The 25316-nt window shown below is 54.3% G+C and carries 23 protein-coding genes and 2 pseudogenes; 8 read left to right on the top strand and 17 right to left on the bottom strand.

Annotated elements, in window-relative coordinates:
- Window positions 1–200 precede the first annotated feature (200 nt).
- The 4 genes from H9L05_RS18245 to H9L05_RS18230 all read right to left on the bottom strand — a co-directional run bounded on the left by H9L05_RS18245 (window position 201) and on the right by H9L05_RS18230 (window position 3372).
- Window positions 201–845: an FKBP-type peptidyl-prolyl cis-trans isomerase gene (locus H9L05_RS18245; RefSeq protein WP_187732126.1), complete on the bottom strand. Its 645-nt coding sequence runs from the start codon at window positions 843–845 to the stop codon at window positions 201–203.
- Window positions 846–1127: 282 nt separating this feature from the next.
- A complete protein-coding gene (locus H9L05_RS18240) occupies window positions 1128–1265 on the bottom strand; it encodes a hypothetical protein (protein ID WP_187732125.1) in 138 nt (45 codons plus the stop codon).
- Between the two features lie 111 nt (window positions 1266–1376).
- On the bottom strand, window positions 1377–2288 hold the full coding sequence (locus tag H9L05_RS18235; RefSeq protein ID WP_223284551.1) for a polysaccharide deacetylase family protein: 912 nt from the start codon (window positions 2286–2288) through the stop codon (window positions 1377–1379).
- Between the two features lie 25 nt (window positions 2289–2313).
- Entirely contained in the window at window positions 2314–3372 is a 1059-nt protein-coding gene (locus H9L05_RS18230) for an OmpA family protein (RefSeq protein ID WP_187732124.1), read from the bottom strand.
- 218 nt (window positions 3373–3590) lie between these two features.
- On the opposite strand from H9L05_RS18230, the gene H9L05_RS18225 reads away from it, so the two are divergent.
- Both H9L05_RS18225 and H9L05_RS18220 read left to right on the top strand, forming a co-directional pair.
- Window positions 3591–4832: a DUF6807 domain-containing protein gene (locus H9L05_RS18225; RefSeq protein WP_223284550.1), complete on the top strand. Its 1242-nt coding sequence runs from the start codon at window positions 3591–3593 to the stop codon at window positions 4830–4832.
- Between the two features lie 39 nt (window positions 4833–4871).
- Complete coding sequence (locus H9L05_RS18220; RefSeq protein ID WP_187732123.1) at window positions 4872–5648, top strand: cupin domain-containing protein; 777 nt, start codon at window positions 4872–4874, stop codon at window positions 5646–5648.
- A 356-nt stretch (window positions 5649–6004) separates the two neighbouring features.
- Here H9L05_RS18220 and H9L05_RS18215 read toward each other — a convergent pair whose 3' ends face one another.
- The 13 genes and pseudogenes from H9L05_RS18215 to H9L05_RS18155 form a co-directional block, all read right to left on the bottom strand.
- A complete protein-coding gene (locus H9L05_RS18215) occupies window positions 6005–6409 on the bottom strand; it encodes a hypothetical protein (protein ID WP_187732122.1) in 405 nt (134 codons plus the stop codon).
- A gap of 149 nt (window positions 6410–6558) precedes the next feature.
- A pseudogene (locus tag H9L05_RS24155) lies at window positions 6559–8090 on the bottom strand (peptidoglycan D,D-transpeptidase FtsI family protein).
- 74 nt (window positions 8091–8164) lie between these two features.
- Window positions 8165–8395: a hypothetical protein gene (locus H9L05_RS18200; RefSeq protein WP_187732119.1), complete on the bottom strand. Its 231-nt coding sequence runs from the start codon at window positions 8393–8395 to the stop codon at window positions 8165–8167.
- A 389-nt stretch (window positions 8396–8784) separates the two neighbouring features.
- The gene (locus H9L05_RS26420; RefSeq protein WP_317175008.1) at window positions 8785–9120 is read right to left on the bottom strand and encodes a hypothetical protein; all 336 of its coding nucleotides are present in this window, start codon (window positions 9118–9120) and stop codon (window positions 8785–8787) included.
- Window positions 9121–9137: 17 nt separating this feature from the next.
- Window positions 9138–9959 (bottom strand): MFS transporter, encoded by an 822-nt coding sequence (locus H9L05_RS18195; RefSeq protein ID WP_317175007.1) that lies wholly within the window; start codon window positions 9957–9959, stop codon window positions 9138–9140.
- 29 nt (window positions 9960–9988) lie between these two features.
- Window positions 9989–10312, bottom strand: coding sequence for a transposase (locus H9L05_RS18190; RefSeq protein WP_187732118.1), 324 nt, complete (start codon window positions 10310–10312; stop codon window positions 9989–9991).
- A gap of 48 nt (window positions 10313–10360) precedes the next feature.
- Window positions 10361–11386 carry a HEPN domain-containing protein gene (locus H9L05_RS18185; RefSeq protein ID WP_187732117.1) on the bottom strand — a complete coding sequence of 342 codons (1026 nt, stop codon included), beginning with the start codon at window positions 11384–11386 and terminating at the stop codon, window positions 10361–10363.
- 88 nt (window positions 11387–11474) lie between these two features.
- Entirely contained in the window at window positions 11475–14972 is a 3498-nt protein-coding gene (locus H9L05_RS18180) for a methylmalonyl-CoA mutase family protein (RefSeq protein WP_187732116.1), read from the bottom strand.
- Window positions 14973–15046: 74 nt separating this feature from the next.
- Window positions 15047–15421, bottom strand: a complete 375-nt coding sequence (locus H9L05_RS18175; RefSeq protein WP_187732115.1) for an SMI1/KNR4 family protein — start codon at window positions 15419–15421, stop codon at window positions 15047–15049.
- A gap of 42 nt (window positions 15422–15463) precedes the next feature.
- A complete protein-coding gene (locus tag H9L05_RS18170; RefSeq protein WP_223284549.1) occupies window positions 15464–16066 on the bottom strand; it encodes a Uma2 family endonuclease in 603 nt (200 codons plus the stop codon).
- Between the two features lie 41 nt (window positions 16067–16107).
- Entirely contained in the window at window positions 16108–16461 is a 354-nt protein-coding gene (locus H9L05_RS18165) for a hypothetical protein (RefSeq protein WP_187732114.1), read from the bottom strand.
- Window positions 16462–16647: 186 nt separating this feature from the next.
- Entirely contained in the window at window positions 16648–17841 is a 1194-nt protein-coding gene (gene fdhA / locus H9L05_RS18160) for a formaldehyde dehydrogenase, glutathione-independent (RefSeq protein ID WP_187732113.1), read from the bottom strand.
- Between the two features lie 155 nt (window positions 17842–17996).
- The gene (locus tag H9L05_RS18155) at window positions 17997–18410 is read right to left on the bottom strand and encodes a GlcG/HbpS family heme-binding protein (RefSeq protein ID WP_187732112.1); all 414 of its coding nucleotides are present in this window, start codon (window positions 18408–18410) and stop codon (window positions 17997–17999) included.
- 309 nt (window positions 18411–18719) lie between these two features.
- Between H9L05_RS18155 and lepA the strand changes: the two genes are divergently transcribed.
- The 6 genes and pseudogenes from lepA (at window position 18720) to H9L05_RS18125 (ending at window position 25164) form a co-directional block, all read left to right on the top strand.
- Window positions 18720–20507 (top strand): translation elongation factor 4, encoded by a 1788-nt coding sequence (lepA, locus tag H9L05_RS18150; protein WP_187732111.1) that lies wholly within the window; start codon window positions 18720–18722, stop codon window positions 20505–20507.
- Between the two features lie 104 nt (window positions 20508–20611).
- The gene (locus tag H9L05_RS18145; protein WP_187732110.1) at window positions 20612–20800 is read left to right on the top strand and encodes a hypothetical protein; all 189 of its coding nucleotides are present in this window, start codon (window positions 20612–20614) and stop codon (window positions 20798–20800) included.
- 16 nt (window positions 20801–20816) lie between these two features.
- Window positions 20817–21727, top strand: a pseudogene (locus tag H9L05_RS18140) (bifunctional 5,10-methylenetetrahydrofolate dehydrogenase/5,10-methenyltetrahydrofolate cyclohydrolase).
- 198 nt (window positions 21728–21925) lie between these two features.
- Window positions 21926–22528, top strand: coding sequence for a 7-carboxy-7-deazaguanine synthase QueE (locus H9L05_RS18135; protein WP_223284980.1), 603 nt, complete (start codon window positions 21926–21928; stop codon window positions 22526–22528).
- A 16-nt stretch (window positions 22529–22544) separates the two neighbouring features.
- Window positions 22545–24503: an OmpA family protein gene (locus H9L05_RS18130; protein ID WP_187732109.1), complete on the top strand. Its 1959-nt coding sequence runs from the start codon at window positions 22545–22547 to the stop codon at window positions 24501–24503.
- Between the two features lie 292 nt (window positions 24504–24795).
- The gene (locus H9L05_RS18125) at window positions 24796–25164 is read left to right on the top strand and encodes a hypothetical protein (RefSeq protein WP_187732108.1); all 369 of its coding nucleotides are present in this window, start codon (window positions 24796–24798) and stop codon (window positions 25162–25164) included.
- Window positions 25165–25316: the final 152 nt, after the last annotated feature.

Below are 25316 nucleotides of genomic sequence, written 5' to 3'. Positions count from 1 at the left end.
ACATGGTAGAGGCACATACTTGTGTCTCCTTCTTGAACGACAACATTAAACGATTCGCAGCCAAGATGTTCAACTAAACAACGAGCAGACACAAGTATGTGTCTCTACATCGTTTTGATACATGTTAATAAGAAATGCAAAATTGCCCCCCAGCTGGCTAATACAAGCAGCTGGGGGGCAATTTTGATCAGAAGCAAAGCTTACTTATTCACCTTCAGCAGCTCCACATCGAAAATCAGCGCCGAGTCGGGGCCGATGTCGCGACCGGCACCACGCTTGCCGTAGGCTAAGTCCGATGGGATGTAGAGGCGCCACTTCGAGCCTTCGGGCATGAGCTGGAGCGCTTCTGTCCAGCCGGCAATTACGCCGTTCACGGGGAATGACGCAGGCTGGCCGCGCTGGTAGCTGCTGTCGAATACAGTGCCGTTGGTGAGCGTGCCGTGGTAGTGGGTGGTTACGTTGCTGGTGAGCGAGGGCTTGGGGCCGGAGCCTTGCGTCAGCACTTCGTATTGCAGGCCGCTGGGCAGGGTGGTTACGCCGGGCTTGTTCTTGTTTTCGGCGAGGAAGTCTTCGCCGGCTTGCTTGTTGTTCATGGCATTAGGGTCGTTTACGGTGCCGTTGCCGTCACCTTGTTGGTCGTCCTGGTCTTGCATTTGGCTCTGCAGCTGCTCCATAGCAGTGCGCATCTGGTCCTGCGTGAGGCGGCTGGGTTGTCCAGCCAGGCCTTCTTTCATGCTGCTGGCCAGCACTTCAATGTCGAGGTCAAGACCTTGCTGGGCAAAATTGCGGGCCAAATCGCGCCCAATGATGTAGCTGATTTGCTCCTTGAGGCTTTCTAAGTTCATAAATCACAGATAATGCTGATTGAGCAGATTTCACAGATTCCAACGTGAAATGAAATGCCAACGCAGCGGTGGAAGGGAAAACGAACGACCCGGCGGAGGCCGTTGCTACAGTGAAGTACCGAAAACCAGCTCGAATGGATGTGGTTTTTTTATTCTTCGCTACTAAACCCCTGATTTTGAAAGATGCTTTTTGAATGGGGCCAAACAAAACGGGTCCCGCTGTGCAGCGGAACCCGTTTCAACTAATCAAATAAACGTCGCCGTAATACGCGGCTGAGAAGCTTAGCAGTAGTAGCACTCTTCTTCGTCCCGCAGGTCGAAAAACAGGTTAAACTCCCGAACCTGCGCGGCCAAATAGCTCAGGGAACCAAGGCCCCCCAGCAATATAAGCGACGAAACGGTGGCGGTGCTTTTTTTCATGTCAATGGTGTATGTGGTACTCTATCAGTTTGTTGGGTACAAAGGTAATACGTAAATGCTATAAATATGTTATGCAAGCATAACTAATTTGTTATCAAATCAGCTCTTGTGTCATCCGCGCGGCTTGCTGGCTGCTTTGGCTTGCTGGCTGGTCTTTATCTGCTCTGCTACCTCCACCATGGGGGCCACCCAGATATTCTTTTCATTGGCCTTGAGGTAGCGCAGCAGCTGGCGATGCGCTTTCAGATCTACGTTCAGACTGTGCCCGCCGCCCACGCCGTGGAACAGAAACACCAGTACCGTGCGCGACTGCTGCGCTTTTTTTACTAGGTCAATCAAATATTCGCCCGATTGGCCATTGATCATATAGCTGTCTATGTTGGTCAGGTCTACCTGCGCGGCTGTTTGCAGACCACTGGTAACGCCCCGGGCGGCCACGAAATCGTTTTTGAGCTGGTCGTAGAATTTGACGCCGCCGATGTGCAGGTCGCCGCACGGGTAGGCAAACGTGCGGGCGGTTTTGCCGTCGATGGCCATCAGCAGCGTGTTCATCGTCCGCACTTCGCTTACCGCCCGGCTCACGGTGTACTTGCTCAGGTCGTTGTCGGGCGTTACGAAGCTGCGGCCGGGCTGGCTGCCGTCGCAGGGATGCATAAGCGCGTGGTTGCCAAGCTCATGTCCGCGCTGGGCTGCTTGTCGCCACTCATTCAGCCGCTTGCCCACCACGGGTGAGGAGCCAATCAGGTAAAATGTCCCCCGCAGCTTCAACGAGTCGAGCGCCGGAATAGCGTTGTCCAGGTCGGCGTCGATAGCATCGTCATAAGTTAGTACCACGGCGCATTGCTTGCTGTTCCAGCTGTTGGCAGACTGGGCGAAAGTGGTCGATTGACTTGCCAGTAGGAGAGAAGTCGCGAAGGTTAACGGTTTAAATAGGCGCATGCGCTGGGCAACTAGATTGACGGTGTCGGCCATTGCCTGGAGCCCCAGGACGGCCATAAGATGAGCGTATGCAAGCCTCAGCATACAGACTCAGGAGGTACTTCCAAACTTATCTGACTGCTTCCACCTCCACGCGCCGGTTGCGGGCGTCGGGTGACTTATAAAGCGGGCGTGAATCGCCGAAGCCGGCTGTGGTTATGCGTGCGGCAGCAATACCGGCTTTCACCAGGTAAGATTTCACAGCCTCGGCGCGCTGCACCGATAGTACCTGGTTTTTCTGGGGCTCCCCGATTTTGTCGGTGTGGCCAGATACGCGCAGCTTTAGTGTCGGGCGGGCCTTGAGCTCGGCGGCTAACTGATCGAGGGCCGGTATGGCGGTTGGCAGCAGCTCGGGCGTACCCAGCCTGAACAACACAGTGGGCAATACTATCGGCTTGACCGAGGGAGCCAGAATGGGCGCCGCTGGGCGCACCGTATCAGGCGGGGCGGGAGCTGGGGCAACGGCTACTGGCTTGGGAGCTTCCGTATCACCTACGGTAATAGTAATAGGTACCACCGGGCTCTGACTGGTAGCAAAATAGCCCTGCGTGAGGTAGAAGGTGGTGGTCTTACTGAGCTTGGTGCGATACGTATTGCCGGTAGCTACACGCTGTTTCAAATCAGGGTCGGCGTACCAGCGCACGTCCTGGCCCGATACGCGCAGGGTGCTTTCCGTATTGGCCGGCACTGTGGGCGACGATTTTAGCTTGATGCGGTACAAGGTAAATGTCCCCACGTCGCAGTCGCCTACCGGGCGGTAGGTCGCATTGCCCACCAGCTTTTCCTGATTCGGGTCGTAGGTAAACGTGATGGAGCCGTCGCACCAGTAAGTCCAGGGCGTCTGGCCCGTTTCGCTCAGCTTTCGGGTATGGGTCAGGCTGACCCCGTCTTCCGTACGCGCGCCCTGCATTTCAAACGTCACCGTCATGGCCGGCTCGTTGCCTACTTCCTGATACAGTACCCCAAATATCTTGGCGTCTTTATTTTGCTGCAAGCGAAGCACGGCTGGCCAGTTGCCTTCTTCTCTGGGGTCGGTTTCAACGCCCTGCCACTCGCCCGCCAGCGATTGGGCCCGCGCAGGCCCGGCAAGCACGAGGGCTAGTATGCCACACCAAAAGCTGAATTTCATGCCTGTATACCTGAGTTTAGCTTATTCATGAATGATAGATACGAAGCTTCTATAAGAAGGTGAGGGGCACCGGTAAGTTGCTTCTAACGCCCGACTACCGCAAGTTTAGTATACTGTGTCCCCGATTGTCAACAGGCTTAAACTCGTCCGGTCTTTGTTGTCTGGGGGGCTTTTTTGCCTGATTTCTCAATCCTTACTCCAACTTCAGCACTATGAAGATGATGAAATTCTGGCTGCTACTGGTGTACACTGGCCTCAGCACCAGCGGATTTGCGCAGCGCTTGGCAACGCTGGAAGTAACCCTACCGCGCTCCAACCACCAGCAAAGTGCCCCGGTTCAGGTAAATCTTGCTGGCCTCACTTCCCTCTCAGATTCAAACCTGAGCCTGGTAGAAGTGAGGGGGAATACCCGTATCTCGGTGCTTTACCAAATTGAGAAAACCAAGGAGCGTATTCTTCATTGGAACGTTGAAAATACTGATACTAAAACCACCAAGCGCACCTACGAGCTCAGGCTCGGGGTTAAGGTAAAAACGCCCCCCACCGTCAAAACCGTTGATAAAAACGGCACTTTGCAGGTGCAGGCCAACGGTAAAGACCTGCTTCAATACAACTACCGCACGGTGTACCCGCCCACCGGCATCGATACGGCTTTTAAACGCAGCGGCTTTATTCATCCACTATGGTCGCCCCGCGGGCAGGTGCTCACCCGCATTCAGGCCCCCGACCATTACCACCACTACGGCATCTGGAATCCCTGGACGCACGTGCTATTCGAGGGCGATACCGTGGATTTCTGGAACCTGAAAGACCGCAAAGGCACCGTGCGCTTCGCTGGCGTAGTTTCCAAAACCAATGGCCCCGTGTTCAGCGAGTATCAGGTAAAGCAGGAGCACGTGGCGTTTAAGAAAGGCGGCAAAGAAAAAGTAGCCTTGAACGAGTTGCAATCGGTGCGGGTATATCAGCCCGGCAATGCCGATTACTACATCGCCGACGTGACCATCAACCTCACGTGTGCCAGCGCCAGCCCGGTGCGGCTGCTCACGTATCGGTATGGGGGCTTCGGCTGGCGGGCTACCGAGAAGTGGAACAAGGACAACAGCGAAATCCTGACCTCGGGGGGAAAAACCCGCAAAGACGCCGACGGCTCCACGGCCCGCTGGTGCATGGTGCAGGGCCAGCTGGACAACGACTACGCCGGGGCCGTGATGATGTCGGCGCCCACCAACTACAACCACCCGGAGCCGCTGCGCGTGTGGCCCGAAACGCAGAATGGCAAGGGCGACGTATTCGTGAACTATTCGCCCACCAAAAACAAAGACTGGCTCCTAAGCCCCGGCCAAACTTACACGCTGCGCTACCGGCTGCTGGTGTTCAACGGCCGCTACACCCACGAGCAGGCGGAAAGCAGCTGGCAGTATTTCAGCCAGCCGCCCACCGTTTCCGTCAAGCGTAAGTAATGATATCCGATCTTAACTCCTTCTGCCAACTATCTACCTATGAAAACTGCTTTACTTATTGTAGGAGCTCTGTTAGTGGGCAGCGCCGCGCCAACTGCCGATCTGCCATCCGCGGTGTACAAAGGCATCAGCCGCCCCACGGAAAAAGGCAGAGAGCGGGTCCAGTTTATAAAAGGCAGCACCCTTGATTTGACCCAACTGGAGGTGTACACGTTCACCCTGAAAGCTGGACAGGCAAATCAGGCTCAGCCGGCGGCCACCGATGCAGAGGAATTAATAGTAGTGAAGGAGGGAAGCCTCGCCGCCACCATTCAGGACTCCACCAAAATCCTCGGCCCCGGCGGTGTCATGCTGATTGGCGCCGGCGACAAACAACGTTTGCGCAATGTGTCGGGGGCGCCTACCACGTATTATGTGCTGCGCTACAAGTCGAAAGACGGCGTAGACCGTCAGCGGGCGCAGGCGGGCGGCGGCTCCTTTATGAAGGATTGGGGCCAGTTTACAGTCGTGAAAACCGATAAGAAGGAAACGCGTCCCGTCTTCGACCGGCCATCGAGCATGTTCAGGCGGTTCGAAGTGCACGCTACCATGCTCATGCCCGGAATTGCCAGCCATCCGCCGCACACGCACCGCACCGAGGAAATCATTCTGATGACACAAGGCAGGGGCGAGATTCTGATCGATAAGAACGCGCACAAGGCCGCGGCGGGCGATGTCGTTTTTCTGGAAGCCAACGTACCTCACGCCTTCACCAATACCGGAAAAGCACCTTGCGGCTATTTTGCCATTCAATGGCACAGCAACGCGGAAAAGTAGTTGCCCCCTGACTTAGACTGCCCACAGAATGCCTTGGGGGCAAATTCAATGGATATTATTCGAATCGACTGCGCTAATCAGCTGATACTGTAACAGCACCTGATTTGCCTTGCACTGACGGTAATAGCGGGGGCCAGGCTGCACAGAAACAAGCCGAAGTGCTGGCTCTGGGAGCTATCAACGCGAAAACGGGTGCGGCTGGCGATTGTGTTGCTGACCGCAAGGTGCGGTCCGTTTAGAACCCGTGGTGGTCGTTGGGCAGGAAGCGGTGAGTCAACTAGATTAGTGCTTCCACTAGCGCCGGGGGGCAAATTTCAACTGTAATACGCCGACCACAGTGAGTCTGGGGGCAAATCTTACTGTGTCCGCAGCCAATTCTGGGCCGCGTCTAGGTCGTCGAAAAGGTAAATGTCGAGCTGGTCGCTGATGCGGTGCTGAAGGTCTTCGATGGATAGCTGCCCGAACACATCCGGTGACACTATCTGCCCGATGGAGCGCAGTCCGGCGGCCATAATCAGTGGCGTCCAGACCTGCTGAATCCAGTCGTTGGCCTCCAGGAACGTGCCCACCAAGTCGCGGTGGTCGTTGAGCAGCTTCGGGCAAGATTGGCGGCGCATCATGTCCAGATAAGTCAGGCCGCCGTCCATCACGGTACCCAGGGTCTGACGACCAAACCAGTGCGCGTGAATCCAGTTTTCGTCCTGGTCATACCGCACCGTGAGGTAAGTGCTGCCATCGCCACGGCGCAACGTAGTTATCATAACTATAGATAGGGTAGAAGGTCACTTTTCACTTCCGCAGAGGCGCAGGCTACAATAACGCAGGAAGGTCTGGATGGTTCTGGGGGCTTTTTTGACACCAGAAAGCGTCCGTTATCTCTAAAACGGAAGCCATAGTCGGGAAGGTGGAACTACTGAAGCTTCTTCTCTTCTGCCGGCGTGGCTGGCCGGTTAATAACCGCGCCGCGCCCGTTGCTGAATGCGTGCTTCCCACTTTTTACGGCGGGGGCAATTTCGCCGCGCAGGTATTTCTCCATTACCAGAACAGAGTAGGGCGCGGCCGCCGTGGCCCCGAAGCCCGCATTTTCGAGGTAAACCGCCACAACTATCTCCGGATTCTCGGCCGGGGCAAAGCCCACGAAAGCGGCGTGGTCGTCGTCGCCATCATTTTCAATGGTGCCGGTTTTGCCGGCTACCGTAATGCCCACATCGGCCAGACTGGAAGTTTCGGCGGTGCCCCCGCGCTCCATCACGGCCACCATACCCGGCAGCAGCGCGGCGAAGTGAGTGCTGTCGATGAGAGTGTAGCGCTTTTCGGTAAAGCGCGGCAGCGGCCCATTATCTCCCACATTGCGCACCAGGTGGGGGGTGTAGTACCAGCCTTGGTTGGCAATAATGGCCGCCATATTCGCCATTTGCAGCCCCGTCAGGTTGATTTCGCCCTGCCCGATGCTGAGGGAATAAATAGAGCGATATGTCCACTTAGTGGTGCCGCGGGCCTTGTCGTAATACTCGGGAGTGGGCAGAAAGCCGGGTGCCTCGCGCGGCAAGTCTACGCCCATCACCGAGTCTACCCCAAACGAGCGAACATAGCGGCGCCACATGGCTAAATTGGCATGGCGGGCGGCCACGGAATCCTGGCCCAGGCTATCGGGCACGAAGTTGATGAGATTCCGCATTACCTGATAGAAATACGGGTTGCAGCTGTATTGCAGACCCATCGTCAGGTCTTTGGGCTGAGGGTGGCGATGCACGCAGCTGAGCAGGGTCTGGTCGCAGCGGAAAGCGGTGGTGGGGGTAATGGCCCCAGCTGCAACGCCACCGCAGCATTTACCAGCTTGAATACCGAGCCGGGCGGATTGGCCAGCGTAGCCGGCCGGTTGATCAACGGCATTTTTTCGTGTTCCAGCAGCTTGGCGCGCACCAGGGCCTGATCAGGGGCGGTGATGGTGGCCGGCTTGTACACGGGGCCCGACACGTAGCACAGAATCTCGCCGGTGCGCGGGTCTAGGGCAACTAGGTAGCCTTTGCGGCGGCCCATCAGTTGTTCGGCGTAGGCTTGCAGTTTTACATCAATGGTCAGGTGCAGGTCCTGGCCTTGCTGAAAGGCTGTATCAGGCGCCCAATTGCCGTGCGTTTGGCCCAGCGAATCGACCAAGGGGTGCAGGTAGCCCCGGTTGCCGTTGAGCAGACCGTTGTAGTAGGTTTCAATACCGCCGTTGCGCAGCTCATAAAAGCGGCCGCGTCGGTAGCGCTTGGCTTGTTTAAAGAAGGCCTGTGCTTCGTCGCTTTTGTACCCCAGGAAGTGGGCGCCCACGCTGGTGGTGTAGGTACGCTGGGGGCGCTCCGTTAGGGTCAGCTGGGGCCAGTCCTTGCGCTGGCGGCGCACCCGTTTGGCTTCGCCCGCGGTGAGGGTGAGCTCAACAGGGTAGCCGGCTGGCATGTCTTCATAAGGCAGGGCATCGGCAATGCGCTTGCGGGTGGCAATTGGCCCCCAGCCAAGTAGTTGGCCAAGCGCTAGGGTATCGAGCGGGGGCGGCGCGGCAGCTTCAGCAGATAGTGGGTGCGCGTAGCCACCAACACTGAGTCGTTGCGGTCGATAATGCGACCTCGCTGCGGCACTTCTGGCAATACCACGCGGCGCTGAATGTAGCGCACGCTCGTATCTGTTTCCTGAGTTAATACGCCAGGCTGCTGTTCTGGTGATGAACAGGCAGCCAGCGCTAATAGCACTGTTAGTAGACTCATTTCCCAAATAGAAATATTTAAAGGATTGCGCATCAGGGTGAACGTACGAATTTACCCAGCGCCTAGATGTGCGTTCCGACAAACTAAGTTCGTCGTTACTTAAACCACATCGGAAGCACCATCGGCCTTAAGGCTCACCACATTAAAAACTTAACTAACCTAAAATTTCAGGTTGAGTAATTTAGAATATTCTGCGCGTCAAGCCAACGACGAATCATTTCGCGTGGTGTTGTTGCCACAAAATAGGCGGTCATGCAGAGCGGAGCGAAGCATCTCGCGTGCTGATGTAGGATTACTAACCTCTCGTCAGCACGCGAGATGCTTCGCGTTGCTCTGCATGACGTTCGGGGACGAGACTAGCGAGCCCGGCAACCTCTTACCTTTCACTACTACGCAGTAGCTGGCTCTGGCCGGCGACCTAATTGCGCCAACAAACCCAGCGCCGGACCAACTGCAAGAATCAGATAGAGGTCGTAGGAATTTACAAAACCAGAGAGCCAGTTTGTAAACTGTATGCTGGCAACGGTGATGGCAAATCCTATACAGTTCACGATGGTCAGGGCGGTGCCGCGGGAAGCGTCGGGCGCGTTTTGCGCCACCAGGCTGGAGAACATGGGCGAATCAGCCACGACCACCAGTCCCCAACAGAATAGAAAGCTCAGAAAAAAGCCCCCCGAATGGCTGCGCAGCACCAGCGGCGACACCAGGCAGCACAGCCCCGACAAAGCCAGCGCCGTAGTAGCTATGGTGTGGGGGCAATTATACGCGAGAGTAGCCCGCTACCCATGCAAGCCATGCCACCCGCTCCAATCAGCAGAAACGACAGCAACGACACCGGCAAGTTGGCGCCGCGGTGGACGCTATTGTAGGTCGTCAGCATCAGCGGTAGAAAGGCCCAGAAGGTGTACAGCTCCCACATATGGCCAAAATACCCGAAGGCGGCGGCACGGAAGCGCGGCAACCGAAAGCCGCTCAGAAAAGCGGTGAGTTGCAGGCGTTGCCCGGTGCGGCGGTACGGACCGTCGGGTACTAGCAGGAGCATAGCCAGGCCACCGAGCACCGCCAGGCCCGAGGTAGCCAGCGCCACGTATTGCCACGGCAGCTGCGCCGTCACACTCTTCAGCAGATGTGGGAAAGCCGTGCCCAGCACCAGCGCCCCCACCAAAAAACCCAACCATTTGCCCAAGCCCGTCTGCGCGTAATCGGCGGCTATTTTCATCCCCACCGGGTAAATGCCCGCCAGGAAAAAGCCAGTTAAAAACCGGAAGGCGAGCAAACTGCCCGCTTCCACACTAGGGAGGTTAATGCCCAGGTTGCACAGCGCGGCCGCCAAGGCACTGAAGAAGAACACCCGCGACGGAGAGAAGCGGTCGGCAATGGCTAGCAAAGCAAATACCAGCGTGCCGGAAATAAACCCTAGTTGGACAGCGCTGGTCAGATGGGCTACAAAGGTGGGTGGCTGCTGTAAGGTGGCCGCCAAATCCGCCGCTATGGCATTGCCCGCAAACCAAAGCGAAGTGCATAAGAACTGGGCCAGCACAATGACAGGTAAAATTCGGGGCATAGGGGAGAGGGTGGAGTTTGGGGGGCTTTTTAACCAATTAGCAGCACATCTAGCAAGCCAGGCCGGTCAGCATAACTGCGGGCGCTGCTGTAAAGAAAATCCTCCGGCACGTCCACAAAACCGGCTACAACTGGGTTGCGGTGCAAGTAGCCAAGACGTTGCACTTGAAGTTGATTGGAGCGCAGCTCGATGGTGTGGTTGTCTTGCTGCCAGAACTGACATTGCTCGTTGTGCGCGTTGCGTTGCCCAGCCCGCTCAAACATCCATAGCATCCACTCACGTCGACTTTCCTGTTCATTTTCTTGAATGGCTTTGCTGCTGCTGCGGCAGTAGTGGTTCAAACTCCACTTCAAAGCTAGTCACGAGCTACAAGCTCGCGCTAGTTGGGTGAGTTATTTAAATTAATTCTCTAAAAGCCAATTGATTATAGATAGCTTTCCGAGCTGTAGAATTTCAGTTCTAGTAATTAATTCTTCATGTCTGATTGTTTGCTCAACATCTGCAAATAATAATTCGCTTTGGAGTTGTTTGCCTGTATGTACGATTTTAGATCTTAAGGCATAATATTTATTGAATTTTTTCTTATTTGACTGCGTGTCGCCGATATACTTTAATAGATAGTCTCTAAATTTTTTGGATATACTAAATCTTTGCTGTCCACACTCTCGACATCTACATGGGTCAACTCCATCGTATTCAAGATTGACCATGGTTTCTAAAGACGTAAAAGAGGATAATAAAGAAAGCGTTTTTCTTGTATTAAATAATTCAACGGCAGATGCTGTATAAGAAATAGCAGCATTAACTGAATTAGCTGCATTTCCCTCTAAATTAAAATAGGAATCAAGTAAGTAATCAAGTATAGATGGAAACTGTATATCTGTGTACCAATCAGAGTCTAAGTGAGGCTGGTCAAGATAGTAATCAGGGTAGTCTACTGTTTGAATAGGGTTAATAGTTATCTCAGTAAATCCGCTTATTTTTAAGTCATCAGGCATGCCTGGATAAAAAAATATACCCATAGACCATTTAGATGATGCGGAATTTAGATCTTCTCTTGGTATAGTGTTGTCAGTGGGCATACCCCAAGAACCATCAATTCCTTTATAGGTAAAAAATATATTGTTTGTAAAAGTGGTCAGCAAAGAAAGTATTTTCTCCTCCTTGGTAATTGTTGTAGCAGTCAAGGTTGCTAACTCATTCATTAATCCATTGTCGTCGTAATCTTCATCGTCATCACCAAATAATTTAGTGACTTTATCATTTTCATCGATCCAATATTCTAATATATTAGGGAAATGTCTTTGTAATTTATTTTTAGGAGTTCTTTCAAAATCCATTGGGAAAACTTGAAAAATATCTTGATATCTGTAATAGCCGCCCAACGGAGCTTTTGTGAAAAAAATTGATCTTCGAAAGCTTTTCATAGAAACATTAAAATAATGATAGGCTAATGCAACCGGGGGTCCGATAGTTGCATTAGCCTATAATGTATACCTAAAACGTTACGATCTTTTACATATTCCGTCGATATTGCCCCCCAACCTCAAACAGGGCATTCGTAATCTGCCCCAGCGAGCAGAACTTCACCGTTTCCATTAGCTCCTCGAACAGGTTGCCATTCTGCACGGCTACTTGTTGTAGCTGCTTCAGGCGCTGCTCCGTGGTGCCTTCGTTGCGGGCGTGGAGGTTGTTGAGCATAGCTATTTGATACTGCTTTTCCTCTTCCGTAGCACGGATAACCTCGGCGGGCAGCACCGTGGGCGAGCCTTTGGAGGAGAGGAAAGTGTTCACGCCGATGATGGGGTACTCGCCCGTGTGCTTGAGCATCTCGTAGTGCAGGCTTTCCTCCTGAATCTTGCCGCGCTGGTACATGGTTTCCATGGCGCCCAGCACGCCGCCGCGCTCCGTGATGCGGTCAAACTCCAGCAGCACCGCTTCTTCCACCAGGTCGGTTAGCTCCTCAATGATGAAGGAGCCTTGCAGCGGGTTCTCGTTTTTGGCCAAGCCCAACTCCCGGTTGATGATGAGCTGAATAGCCATGGCCCGGCGCACCGATTCCTCGGTGGGCGTGGTGATGGCTTCATCGTAAGCGTTGGTATGCAGGGAGTTGCAGTTGTCGTAAATGGCGTAGAGGGCCTGCAACGTGGTGCGGATATCGTTGAAGTCGATTTCCTGGGCGTGCAGGCTGCGGCCCGACGTCTGGATGTGGTACTTCAACATCTGGCTCCGGGCGTTGGCGTTGTACTTCAGCTTCATGGCCTTGGCCCAAATGCGGCGCGCCACGCGGCCAATAACCGCGTACTCGGGGTCGATGCCGTTGGAGAAAAAGAAGCTCAGGTTTGGCGCGAAGTCGTTCACGTCCATGCCGCGGCTCACGTAGTACTCCACGAAGGTGAAGCCGTTGCTCAGGGTCAGGGCCAACTGGGTGATGGGGTTGGCGCCGGCCTCCGCAATGTGGTAGCCCGAAATACTCACCGAGTAGAAGTTGCGAACCTTCTCCTTAATAAAGTACTCCTGCACGTCGCCCATGAGGCGCAGGGCAAACTCGGTGCTGAAGATGCAGGTGTTCTGGGCCTGGTCTTCCTTCAGAATATCGGCCTGCACGGTGCCGCGCACCTGGCTCAGGGTGCGCGCTTTAATGGTGGCGTACACATCGGGGGGCAAAACCTGGTCGCCGGTCACGCCGAGCAGCATCAGGCCGAGGCCGTCGTTGCCGGCGGGCAACTCGCCCTGGTAGCTAGGGCGTACCACGCCTTTCTCCTGATAAATCTGGTTGATCTTGGCTTCAACTTCCTGCTCCAGCCCGTGCTCCTTTATATAAAGCTCGCACTGCTGGTCGATGGCGGCATTCATGAAGAACGCGGCTAAATGAGCGGCCGGGCCATTGATGGTCATGGACACCGACGTGCTGGGGTTGGCCAGGTTGAAGCCGGAGTACAGCTTCTTGGCGTCGTCGAGGCAGCAGATGCTCACCCCGGCGTTACCGATTTTGCCGTAGATATCGGGCCGGTGGTCGGGGTCTTCGCCGTAGAGCGTCACCGAGTCGAAGGCCGTGCTCAGGCGCTTGGCGGGAAGGCCCATGCTCACGTAGTGGAAGCGCCGGTTGGTACGCTCGGGGCCACCTTCGCCCGCAAACATACGGGTGGGGTCTTCGCCCTCGCGCTTAAACGGAAACACGCCGGCCGTGTAAGGAAACTCGCCGGGCACGTTTTCCTGGAGCTGCCAGCGCAGCAAGTCACCCCAAGCCGTGAAGCGAGGCATGCTCACTTTCGGAATCTGCTGGCCCGACAAGCTTTGGGTGTGCGTCTGGATGCGAATTTCCTTGTCGCGCACCTTAAAGATGAACTCGGGGGCCTTGTAGGCGGCTACCTTCTGCGGCCAGGTCTCCAGGATTTTCCAGTTCTGACCATCGAGCCGGAGCTTGATTTCCTGGAATGTGCTCTCCAAACCGGCCACGAGTGATCCGGGGTCGGTTCCGTTGCTGCTGCTCCCGCTGCCGGCACGAGATCCGCCGGACTGGAGGCTTCTAACGGCGTTGAGGCTTTGGTCGAGGCCGTAAAGCTGCTGGGCCACTTCGGCTTGCTTCTGTACCCAAATATCATAGTTGCGGTTGGTTTCAGCGATTTCAGATAAGTAACGCGTGCGGTGGGGCGGAATGATGTAAATCTTCTCTGAATCCTCCGTGGTGGTAGCGAGCTGGGAGGCAAATGTGGCCCCCGTTTTCTTCTCCAACATGCTCAGCACGGCCCGGTACAGGCGGTTCATGCCGGGGTCATTGAACTGCGAAGCGATGGTGCCAAACACGGGCAGCGAGTCCAGGGGCTGGTCCCAGAGGCCGTGGTTGCGCTGGTACTGCTTACGCACGTCGCGCAGCGCGTCGAGGGCGCCGCGCTTGTCGAATTTGTTGAGAGCAATAACGTCGGCGAAGTCCAGCATGTCGATCTTCTCAAGCTGGGTGGCCGCGCCGTACTCCGGCGTCATTACATAGAGGCTGGCGTCGGAGTGCTCGATGATTTCGGTGTCGGACTGGCCGATGCCGCTGGTTTCGAGGATGATGAGGTCGTAGTTGGCGGCGCGCACCACGTCCACGGCATCCTGCACGTACTTGCTCAGGGCGAGGTTGCTCTGGCGCGTAGCTAGGCTGCGCATGTACACCCGCGGCGAGTTGATGGAGTTCATCCGAATCCGGTCGCCAAGCAGAGCCCCACCGGTTTTGCGCTTGCTGGGGTCTACGGAAATAATGGCAATCGTCTTCTCGGGGAAGTCCATCAGAAAGCGCCGCACCAGCTCATCTACCAAGCTCGACTTACCCGCACCACCCGTACCCGTAATACCAAGGATAGGAGCGGTGCGCGTTGCTACTTCTGTGTCGCTGCTGCCAGCTTGCTGGGTGGCGCCGTTGCCGCTGTGGGGGGCTTTTTCTTGCTGCTGAAACTCGGCGACGAGCTGACTCTTCACGCGCTCAAACTCCTCGGGGAAGTTTTCGGCGGCCGAAATCAGACGACCAATGCTGCGGGCGTCTTTTTCTTTTACGTGGCTTACCTCACCGTTCAGGTTCTGGCCCGTCGGGAAGTCGCAGCGCTGCAAGAGGTCATTAATCATGCCTTGCAAACCCATAGCGCGGCCGTCGTCGGGCGAGTAGAGGCGCTCAATTCCGTAGGCTTGCAACTCGGCAATTTCGCTGGGCAGAATCACGCCGCCGCCGCCGCCGAAGATGCGCACGTGGCCCGCGCCGCGCTCCTTCAGCAGGTCGTGCATGTACTTGAAGTACTCGTTGTGGCCGCCTTGGTAGGAGGTAATGGCAATGGCCTGAGCATCTTCCTGAATGGCGCAGTCCACAATTTCCTGCACGGAGCGGTTGTGGCCCAGGTGAATGACTTCGGCACCGCTGCTCTGAATGATGCGGCGCATAACGTTGATGGCCGCGTCGTGGCCGTCGAACAGGGCCGCCGCCGTCACAATGCGGATGTGATGCTTTGGTTTATAGGGAGCTACTGGAGCAACTTGCATAGCGGGTGGAATGGGGTGGGGTAAGAGGGGCTAAGGTACGAAAAAAGCCCCGGCGCGGTAGCGGGGGCTCTTTGTTACCAAGGCACTTGTAAGTATTCAATCAGATCCTTAAGCGACTTTCCTACATAGATAGCATCATCAGGAAGACAACCGATATAAGGGATAAAGTAAACGCTTCCACTTTGCTTTTCGATTGCACAAGCTTCGCCACCTCCATCAGTTCCTATCAGAATAAAGTTTAGATAGAACTCATCGGCATTGTAAGCCCGATTCAGTTCAAGTACCTCAACGATTGGCCACAATTCTAAATACTTTCCGTCTTCAAAATCGAAGACAAGATCATGAGTCTTTGAAAGCTCGTTTATGTACCAATCTGGTAATTTAAAATCTAGTGTTTCCAGTACGCGAGTAACAACTTCAGGTGTAGGAGCTGAATTTGGTTCATCCATCTAGTTTTGATTCTACTTAAGAATTACGCAATGGTGGCGAACTTACCGCAGCTCCGTTAGCCGCAGCCGAAACCCCGGCAGCACGGTTTCACCGGAGAGCTCGTTGTCAAAGCCTTGTACAACATCCGGATCCGACTGGCCGGGGCGGTAGATATAGGCGGTTTCGGTTTCCGGTACAATTAGCCACGCTAGTTGGGCACCGTTGCTGAGCCAGTTCAGCATTTTGTCTTGCAGCGTTTTCGTGGAATCAGTGGCCGACTTCAACTCCACTACAAATTCCGGGCAGACCGGCGCGAATTTATCTTGTTGCTCCACGGTCAGAGCATTCCATTTGGCCGCTGAAACCCAAGAAGCATCCGGCGAGAGCACGGAGCCATCGGGGAGGGTGAATCCAGTGTTTGAGTCGAAGTATTCTCCGAGCTGGGAATGCTGTTCACACCATTTGCCCAGTAAAAAAGTGAGGCGGGCGTTGCGTTTGCCGGAGCGGCTGCCAGTGGGCGACATAATGACGATTTCGTGGTTGGCCGTGCGCTCAATGCGCAGGTCGGGGTGCTGCTGACAGAAGTCGAAAAACTCGTCGTCAGTCATGCGCTCTAGATAAGAGCCCCCCAGAAGTATGGCGCCTGATTCAAATGGATTACGCATAAGCTAAAAGTACGCAAAATGTGCGCGGAAAAAGCCCCTGCTTACTTGGCCGCCTTCGCCTCCAGCGTTTGCAGCAGTTCGTCAGCCGCTTTTTCAATATCGGTGTAGCCTTGCTGGGCGGCGCGCTCTTTGGCCGCAATCAGGCCGTCGCGGTGCACGGTTTTGAAGTCGCCGTAGGGAAAGTGGTAGCGGCCTTTGGTGTCCTCCGCTTTACTCATATCCAGGCCCAGGTGCCACTGACCGTACTCCTCTATTTCGTGCTTGCTGAGGTAGTTATTTTGGGCGTTGGTATTAGGGTTGTGCTCACCCCAATGAGCTTGGTCGTTCTTATAATGGCCGTCTTCAATAAGGCGCTTGGCAAATTGGACGGCCGCTGGATTTAAGGTAAGGCTCATAATGGGAGTGAGGTAAAGTGAGAAAAACCAGACCATTTACCCACTTTGATACGCCACCCCAGCTGGGAGGTTAAGTTGTGCTTGCCCTCTGCTGATGTTTACTCAGCTTCCGTTTTAATAAAAAAAGCCCCCAGAATGTATCCGGGGGCTTTTTTAGGTGAGCTTGTGCTAACTGAACTAACCGCCTTATGCCGGGATCAGGTTGTGCGGGTTGATAACAAACTTCTTGGCCACTCCGCTGTCAAACTCGGCGTAGCCTTCCGGAGCTTGGTCGAGGGTAATAATCTCCACGTTCACGGCCTTCGCAATCTGTACTTTATCGTACAAAATAGCCTGCATGAGCTGGCGGTTGTAGCTCATTACGGGCGTTTGGCCGGTGTGGAAAGAGTGACTTTTGGCCCAGCCTAAGCCAAAGCGAATGGAAAGGCTGCCCTTTTGAGCGGCTTTGTCGGCCGCGCCGGGGTCTTCGGTTACATACAGGCCGGGAATGCCGATGGAGCCCCCGGCGCGGGTGATTTCCATGAGGGAGTTGAGCACGGCGGCCGGTACTTCCTTCTTGGAATCGGAGCCGTGGCCGCTGGCCTCAAAGCCCACGCAATCGACGGCGCAGTCAATCTCGGGCATGCCCAGAATCTGGGTGATTTGCTCCGTGAGCGTGGCGTCGAGGGTCAAGTCCACGGTTTCGCAGCCGAAGGAGCGGGCGTGGGCCAGGCGAGCTTTGTTCATATCGCCCACAATCACCACGGCCGCCCCCAACAGTTGCGCCGAAGCGGCCGCGGCTAAGCCCACCGGGCCGGCACCCGCAATGTACACCGTGGTGCCGGGCCCAACGCCAGCTTTCAAAGCACCGTGGAAACCCGTCGGGAAAATGTCGCTGAGCATGGTCAGGTCGCGGATTTTCTCCATGGCCTGATCCTTATTCGGAAACTTGAGCAGGTTGAAATCGGCGTAGGGCACCATCACGTACTCGGCCTGCCCGCCGACCCAGCCACCCATATCCACGTAGCCGTAGGCGCCGCCGGCGCGGCCTTCGTTTACGGTCAGGCAGATGCCGGTTTTCATTTCCTTGCAGGTCCGGCAGCGCCCGCAAGCCACGTTGAATGGTACCGACACCAGGTCACCTTTCTTCAGAAACTCTACATCGGCCCCGGTTTCAATGACCTCGCCGGTTATCTCATGGCCCAGCACCAGGCCGGCGGGTGCCGTGGTCCGGCCGCGTACCATGTGCTGGTCGGAGCCGCAGATGTTGGTAGATACTACTTTCAAAATCACCCCGTGAGTGATGGTGCGCCCCTTGGGGTTCTTCAGCTTGGGAAAGTCGATGCTTTGCACTTCAACTTTGCCCGGCCCCAGGTACACGACGCCGCGATTGTCTGCCATAGTTATAAAGGTTGGTTTTGGAGGTGGAGATTGGATGCCGCCGCCAGAAGCTCCGCGCCAGCTTGGAGTAATCGAACAAAGAGCAAAAAAGCCCCCAGCGTAAGAAATACAGGCTTGGGGGGCTTTTTCGCTGATTATCAGGTCAAGGCTACGTGTTATTCCTTCACTGCCTGCACGGCGTCGGCACCGGCCTGGGCTACCGTATGATCGTTCTCCACGGTGTCGCCCGATACGCCTATAGCGCCGATTACCGCGCCTTGATTATTTCTGATCGGGATGCCGCCGGGGAAGGTTATTAGTCCATTATTGGAGTGTTCGATATTATAAAGCGGGCCGCCGGGCTGAGAAAGCTTGCCGATTTCGCCGGTGTTCATATCGAAGAAGCGGGCGGTTTTGGCTTTCTTAATCGAGATGTCGAGCGAGCCGAGCCAGGCGTCGTCCATACGCAGGAAGGTCACGAGGTTGGCGCCGCTATCCACGATGGCAATGTTCATTTTTACGTTGTGCTGCACGGCTGCTTCGTGGGCGGCGGTGAGGGCTTGTTGGGCTTGCTTGAGGGTAATGCTCATGGAGAGGTGTTGAGGTTAGAATAGTTTGACTACTCTAACAACAGTATTTCTGGGCATTTGTCATACCCAATGAACTAGAATGAGATGATGTGGGTATGAAATGAGAGGATAGTAGGGATGGATTCTGCCTGGGTGCCACTGGATTTAGCACCAATGAATCAGGCTTCAGGGTCCTGAGGCTAAATAGTCGAGCTTTCGTTATCTATTTGCCCCCTAGCTTGCTTACTGCTATCCTCGGGGCCGGTTACGGCGCTCAGATAGCTTTTCCGCCCCTCGTTGCCTACCTTTGTAGTCGTAAAACCCTCGCCAGTGAAGCATATCCGCAATTTCTGCATCATCGCCCACATCGACCACGGGAAAAGTACCCTGGCTGACCGCTTGCTCGAATTCACCAGCACTGTTTCTAAGCGCGACATGCAGGCTCAGCTACTCGACAACATGGACCTGGAGCGGGAGCGGGGCATCACCATCAAGAGCCACGCCATCCAGATGCAGTACCCCTACAAAGGGGAAGTGTACACGCTCAACCTGATTGACACGCCCGGCCACGTCGATTTTAGCTACGAAGTAAGCCGCTCCATTGCCGCCTGCGAAGGCGCTTTGCTTATCGTTGACTCGTCGCAAGGTATTGAAGCTCAAACGATTTCCAACCTGTACCTGGCTATCGGAGCCGATCTGGAAATCATTCCGGTGCTTAATAAGATCGACTTGCCTCACTCCATGCCCGAAGAGGTTAGCGACGAAATCGTGGACCTCATCGGCTGCGACCGGGCCGATATTATCCCCGCTTCCGGCAAATCTGGTATCGGCATTGAAGCTATTCTGAACGCCATCTGCGAGCGGATTCCGGCGCCCAAAGGCGACCCTGAAGCCCCGCTGCAAGCCCTTATCTTTGACTCCGTTTTCAATTCCTACCGTGGCATTGAGGTTCTGTTCCGCATCAAGAATGGCACTATGCGCAAGGGCGACAAGCTCCGCTTCATGGCCACCGGCAAGGAATACGGCGCCGATGAAATCGGAATTCTGGGCCTCAACCAGGAGCCGCGCCAGGAAATGGGTGCCGGAAACGTAGGCTACCTGATTTCGGGTATCAAAGAAGCCCGCGAGGTAAAGGTCGGCGACACGATTACGCACGTTGCTAGGCCCACGCAGGAAGCCATTCACGGCTTTGCCGACGTGAAGCCGATGGTATTTGCCGGCATTTACCCCGTGGACACCACCGAGTACGAAGAGCTGCGCTCGTGCATGGAAAAGCTCCAGCTCAATGACGCCTCGTTGGTATGGGAGCCCGAAACCTCTGCGGCTCTGGGCTTCGGTTTCCGCTGTGGCTTTTTGGGCATGCTGCACATGGAAATTGTGCAGGAGCGCTTGGAGCGGGAGTTCAACATGACCGTGATTACCACCGTGCCCAGCGTACAGTTTCACGCCACGGGTACCAAAGATCAATTGCTGACCATCAACGCGCCCTCCGAAATGCCGGAGCCGAACCTGATCAAGCACATTGAGGAGCCCTTTATCAAAGCTCAGATTATTACGGCTGCCGACTACGTGGGGGCCATTATTACGCTGTGCATGGAAAAGCGCGGCATCATTAAAGGCCAGAGCTACCTGACTTCCGAGCGGGTAGAAATGAACTTTGAGCTGCCGCTGTCGGAAATCGTGTTCGATTTCTTCGACAAGCTTAAAACCATCAGCCGCGGCTATGCTTCGCTTGACTATGAGCTGATTGGCTTCCGCGAGTCGGACATGGTAAAGCTCGACATCATGCTAAACGGTGAAAAAGTAGATGCCTTGTCGGCCATCGTGCACCGCTCCAAGAGCTACGAGTGGGGCAAGCGCATCTGCGAAAAGCTCCGTGAGCTGCTCCCGCGCCAGATGTTCGACATTGCCATTCAAGCCAGTATTGGCCAGAAGATTATTGCCCGCGAAACGGTGAAGGCCCTGCGCAAAAACGTAATTGCCAAGTGCTACGGCGGCGACATCAGCCGCAAGCGCAAGCTGCTCGAAAAGCAGAAGGAAGGCAAGAAGCGGATGCGCTCAGTGGGCTCCGTGGAAATTCCACAGGAAGCCTTCCTGGCCGTACTGAAACTCGACTGATTAAAGATTGAAACGCGCCTCATGGGGCGCGTTTTTTATGCTTGCTTACTTCATTTTTCACCCATACACTTCCTGACAAGCCGTTGTATGAAACCTTCAAACCAATGGCTAACAAACTCACCGAGAACTGTACCACTGAAGTACAGCTAGACAAGATTATCAAAGGACAAGAGCGCAAGTTCCGGTGGCGCGACGATTGGCCCACGATGGAGAAGGAGCTTCAGGAGTCCGGCGCCGCCGCTATTGCTGCCCACAACGAGTCACGCAAGACCAAGACTGTTTCACCAGAATAACCTCGCTGATATTCGCATGACCACTGCCCCCGAAGCTACGAGCTACAAACTCATCGACGGCAAGAAAACCGCCGAAGACATTAAAGTAGAAATTGCCGCCGAGGTTGAAAAGATAAAGGCCGTGGGGGCAAAATTCCCCATTTGGCCGCTATTCTGGTCGGCCACGACGGCGGCTCCGAAACCTACGTGCGCAACAAGGTGCTGGCCTGCGAGCGAGTCGGCTTCGAGAGCACGCTGTTGCGCTATGAGGACGACATTACCGAAGCGGAGCTGCTAGCGAAAGTTGAGGAACTCAACCACGATGACCGCATCGATGGCTTCATCGTGCAACTGCCACTTCCAGCTCACATCTCTGCTGACAAGGTTATCGAAACCATTAAGCCGGAGAAGGACGTGGACGGATTTCACCCCATGAATATCGGGCGTATGGTGGCGGGGTTGCCTTCCTTGTTGCCGGCTACACCGTCAGGAATCGTAGAGCTACTCAGCCGCTACGGCATCGAAACTAGCGGCCAGCATTGCGTGGTTATTGGTCGTAGCAACATTGTGGGTACGCCTGTTAGTATTCTGCTTGCTAAAAACTTAGATACGGGAAACTGCACTGTTACTTTATGTCACTCTCGCACTCGCAACCTGGCCGAGATTGTTCGCACTGCCGACATCGTGGTGGCTGCGATTGGCCGACCTGAGTTCGTGACGGCTGACATGGTGCGGCCGGGCGCTATTGTAATTGATGTGGGTACTACCCGTGTGGCTGATGCTAGCAAGAAGTCAGGGTTTACGCTGAAGGGTGACGTCGATTTTGCTGGTGTAGCACCTAAGACCTCTTACATCACGCCCGTACCAGGTGGGGTAGGACCAATGACGATTGCTATGCTCTTGCTCAATACATTACGGGCCGCCAAAGGAGAAATATACGCCCGGTAGAATCCTATTCTGCTGAAATAAAGCTTTTAAAGTCCGGGTGGTTATACTACTTTTAAAAGTGGGTACGCGGAACGGAAGACGAGCGCAATAGCGTTTGAGCATCCGGGCCGTGGGCCTGGCTTACTTTTTATTTTACCATATTTTACTGTTTTGCTGCACACAATTCCCCTTATGGCCGGCTCGGCGTCGGTGGCGCCTATGCATGCCGCGCTGCCCTTGATGGAGCAGTTCTATACCATTCAGGGAGAAGGCTATAACACAGGCCGGGCCGCTTATTTTATTCGCCTGGGCGGCTGCGATGTAGGGTGCCACTGGTGCGATGTGAAGGAGTCGTGGGATGCTAGTCAACACCCACGCGTTGAGTTGGCTGATATGGTCGCGGCGGTGAAGCAGCACCCCGGCCGCAACGTGGTAGTGACGGGTGGCGAACCCTTGATGCACGACTTAACGCAGCTTACGGCTACGCTGAAAGAAGCCGGCTGCCAAACCTGGCTCGAAACATCAGGTGCGTATCCGCTAACCGGCGATTGGGACTGGATTTGCGTTTCGCCCAAAAAATTCAAGTCTCCATTGCCTTCAGTGCTACAATTGGCTCATGAATTGAAGGTAGTTGTGTTCAACAAGAGTGATTTTGCATGGGCTGAAGAGCACGCCGCGCAAGTAGGCACGCACACCCGCCTGTACCTGCAACCCGAATGGAGCCGCGCCGCACAGATGACCTCACTTATTGTGGACTATGTAAAGCAAAACCCACAGTGGCAGGTGTCTTTACAGACGCATAAATACCTCGATATCCCGTAGCTTCCAGCTTCTGCTTATGCGCCGTTTGCTACCTGTTTTCGTGCTGTTGATGCTGTTAGTGGGTGCTATCATTCCTACGACCGTTGCGGTGGCGCAAGCCAAACTCTCCACCACAAATACGAAGGCCCGCCACCTATTTGAGAAAGCTCAGGAACAGGCCAAAGAGCGGGATTTTACGAAAGCCCTCGAAACGCTTTCAATCCTTAATGACAAGTTTCCATCTCAGGGCGAGCCATTTGTCCTGAAAGGTTCCCTGCTCAAGGCTATGGGCGAAAACCAGGCAGCCTTCGAGGCGTACCGAGCAGGCTTGGCAAAATTGCCCCCCAGCCCCACGCGTTCCGCCGACTATTATACCCTGGGGGAACTGGCTATGACTTTTGGTGATTACCAAACAGCCTCAACTAGTTATAAGACCTACCTTAAATTGGCCCCCAAGAGCCAAAAAAACCTGGCCAGGGCCCAACGTCAGCTTAACAACTGTGACTTTGCGATAAAGGCCATGGCCAATCCGGTAGGTATGACACCGGAGCGGTTGGGCGAGCCGTTGAACACTTATAGGTTTCAGTACTTTCCGGCTCTTACTGCCGATAATCGCTTCCTGCTTTATACCATTCGGCCTACCGCTGAGGAAACGAGCGATGAGAACCTCTTTATTGCCAAGCGTAATGATGATGGGTCGTTCGGGCAGCCTGTATCTATTTCTCCGCTTATTAACACGCCTTATAACGAAGGAGCCAGCACGATTTCCGGCGATGGCAAAACGCTCGTGTTCACCTCCTGCGACCGGCCTGGCTCCGTAGGCAGCTGCGATTTGTACATCTCGCGCCGCACCGGCAACAACTGGAGCAAGCCTGTAAACCTAGGTCGCAACGTAAACTCGCCGGAGTGGGACTCGCAGCCTACGCTCTCGGCCGATGGGCGAACTTTGTACTATACCTCAACCCGCCGGGGAGGCAAAGGTCAGGAAGACATTTACGTGACTAATCTTCAGCCCGATGACACCTGGAGTGTAGCTCGGAACGTGGGAGAGCCCGTAAATACGCCCGGAAAGGATATGGCACCTTTTATACATGCCAGCGGCACTACGCTGTACTATGTTACTGATGGCCTTGTTGGTATGGGGGGCTTAGATGTGTACCGCTGTGAAATGCAAGCCCCCGGCCGTTGGAGCGAGCCCCGCAACCTGGGTTATCCGTTGAATACCTTCGAAAATGAAGCTTCCCTTTTTATTACATCCGACAACCGCCGCGGCTTTTGTTCTCGCTCCCGTGCCACAGAGCCGGGAGTAAAGCAGGAGCGCGACCGCCCGGTTGAGTTATTCGGGTTCGAAGTGCCAGCCGAAGTGCGGGCCCGCGAAACCAGCACCTACACGCAGGGCCGCGTATTCGATGCAACTACCAAAAAGCCTCTGCGGGCAGATGTACAGCTGTATGATCTGCAAACCGATGAGCTGGTGCAGTATGTAACCTCCGATAGCGAATCCGGTGACTACACTGTGGTGCTTAACGAAGGGCGCCAATACGCGATGTATGCCGTGGCAGATAAGTATCTGATGAAGAGCTTGAGCTTCGACTATACCGACAAGCGACGCTTTGATCCGCTTACTCTGGATATTTATCTGGAGCCCGTAAAGGCCGGACGTAGCATTGTGCTGAACAACTTGTTTTTCGATACCAACCAGTACAACCTCAAGCCCAAATCACGAACGGAGCTAAACCGCTTGATACAGTTTATGCGTCAGTATAAGGATATAGAAGTAGAGATTTCGGGACATACGGATGATGTAGGAGCTGACAGTGACAACATGGTTTTATCGCAAAATCGGGCAAAAGCTGTGTATAATTATTTGGTGGCAAATGAAGTGAAGGCTAGCCGGCTACGCTTTAAGGGGTATGGCGAAACGAAGCCTCTCCAACCGAACGATTCAGATATCCATCGCCAACAAAACAGACGTATAGAGTTTAGAATACTCTAAGTTTCCGGACAGAAATAGTTCAAAAATGACCCTGACTTTTATAAAAGTCAGGGTTTTTTGTGTTGCAGTATTGCTTGCTTACAGAATAATTAAATATCTGCTAATGAGATAATTAATAGATTGTAGTAAAAGTACAACAATAGAATAGTTATAAAAATTATGTTTTTTTTTAAATATTTCCATATACATTTGAGACGTGGTACTACAGTGGCCAGCCACGTATCGTAGCTGGATCACCATGTAAAACCCGCTAAATGTTCATTTTCCACTTTCACCTCATTTACCTACCATTATGAAAAAAGTATACTTTTTTGCTTGTTTAATCCTGTGCCTACAGGGAGCCTCTTCGAATGCCTCAGCAGCCGACGAATCAACAGCTATTCAAGCTCGGGCTACTACACTCACCCGCGCTATTGCCAATAAGGCACGGTTAGATGAGGGCCAGTACTTGAAAGTGAAACAGCTCAACGTAAAGATGCTCTCTGACATGGACGCCTTGAAGGTTCGCTATGCGGCCGATCCGTTGAGCTTAGATCAGAAAATGGCTGAAGTTCAGATCGAATATGATGTAGCGCTTGCCAGAGTAATGCGCTCCAATCAGTTCGCTATGTATCAGCAGTCGCGTAGTAGCATGACGGCGTTGATGAATGCTGCTGACTAATCTTGGTTTTAGACAGTTTTGCCAGCTTGAAAACAGCTTGTTATGAGTGGGCTGTTTTCAAGCTTCACTATCAAGTTTGAACATAAATCAACCGGATGGGGCAGTGTTTTCGCTGCTTCATAAACGCTAGTTATTATTAGCTAATTAATATC

Source organism: Hymenobacter qilianensis (assembly GCF_014489555.1).
Lineage (GTDB): Bacteria > Bacteroidota > Bacteroidia > Cytophagales > Hymenobacteraceae > Hymenobacter > Hymenobacter qilianensis.
The sequence above is the reverse complement of the archived record's forward strand: the minus strand, read 5'-3'. Positions and strand labels throughout refer to the sequence as shown.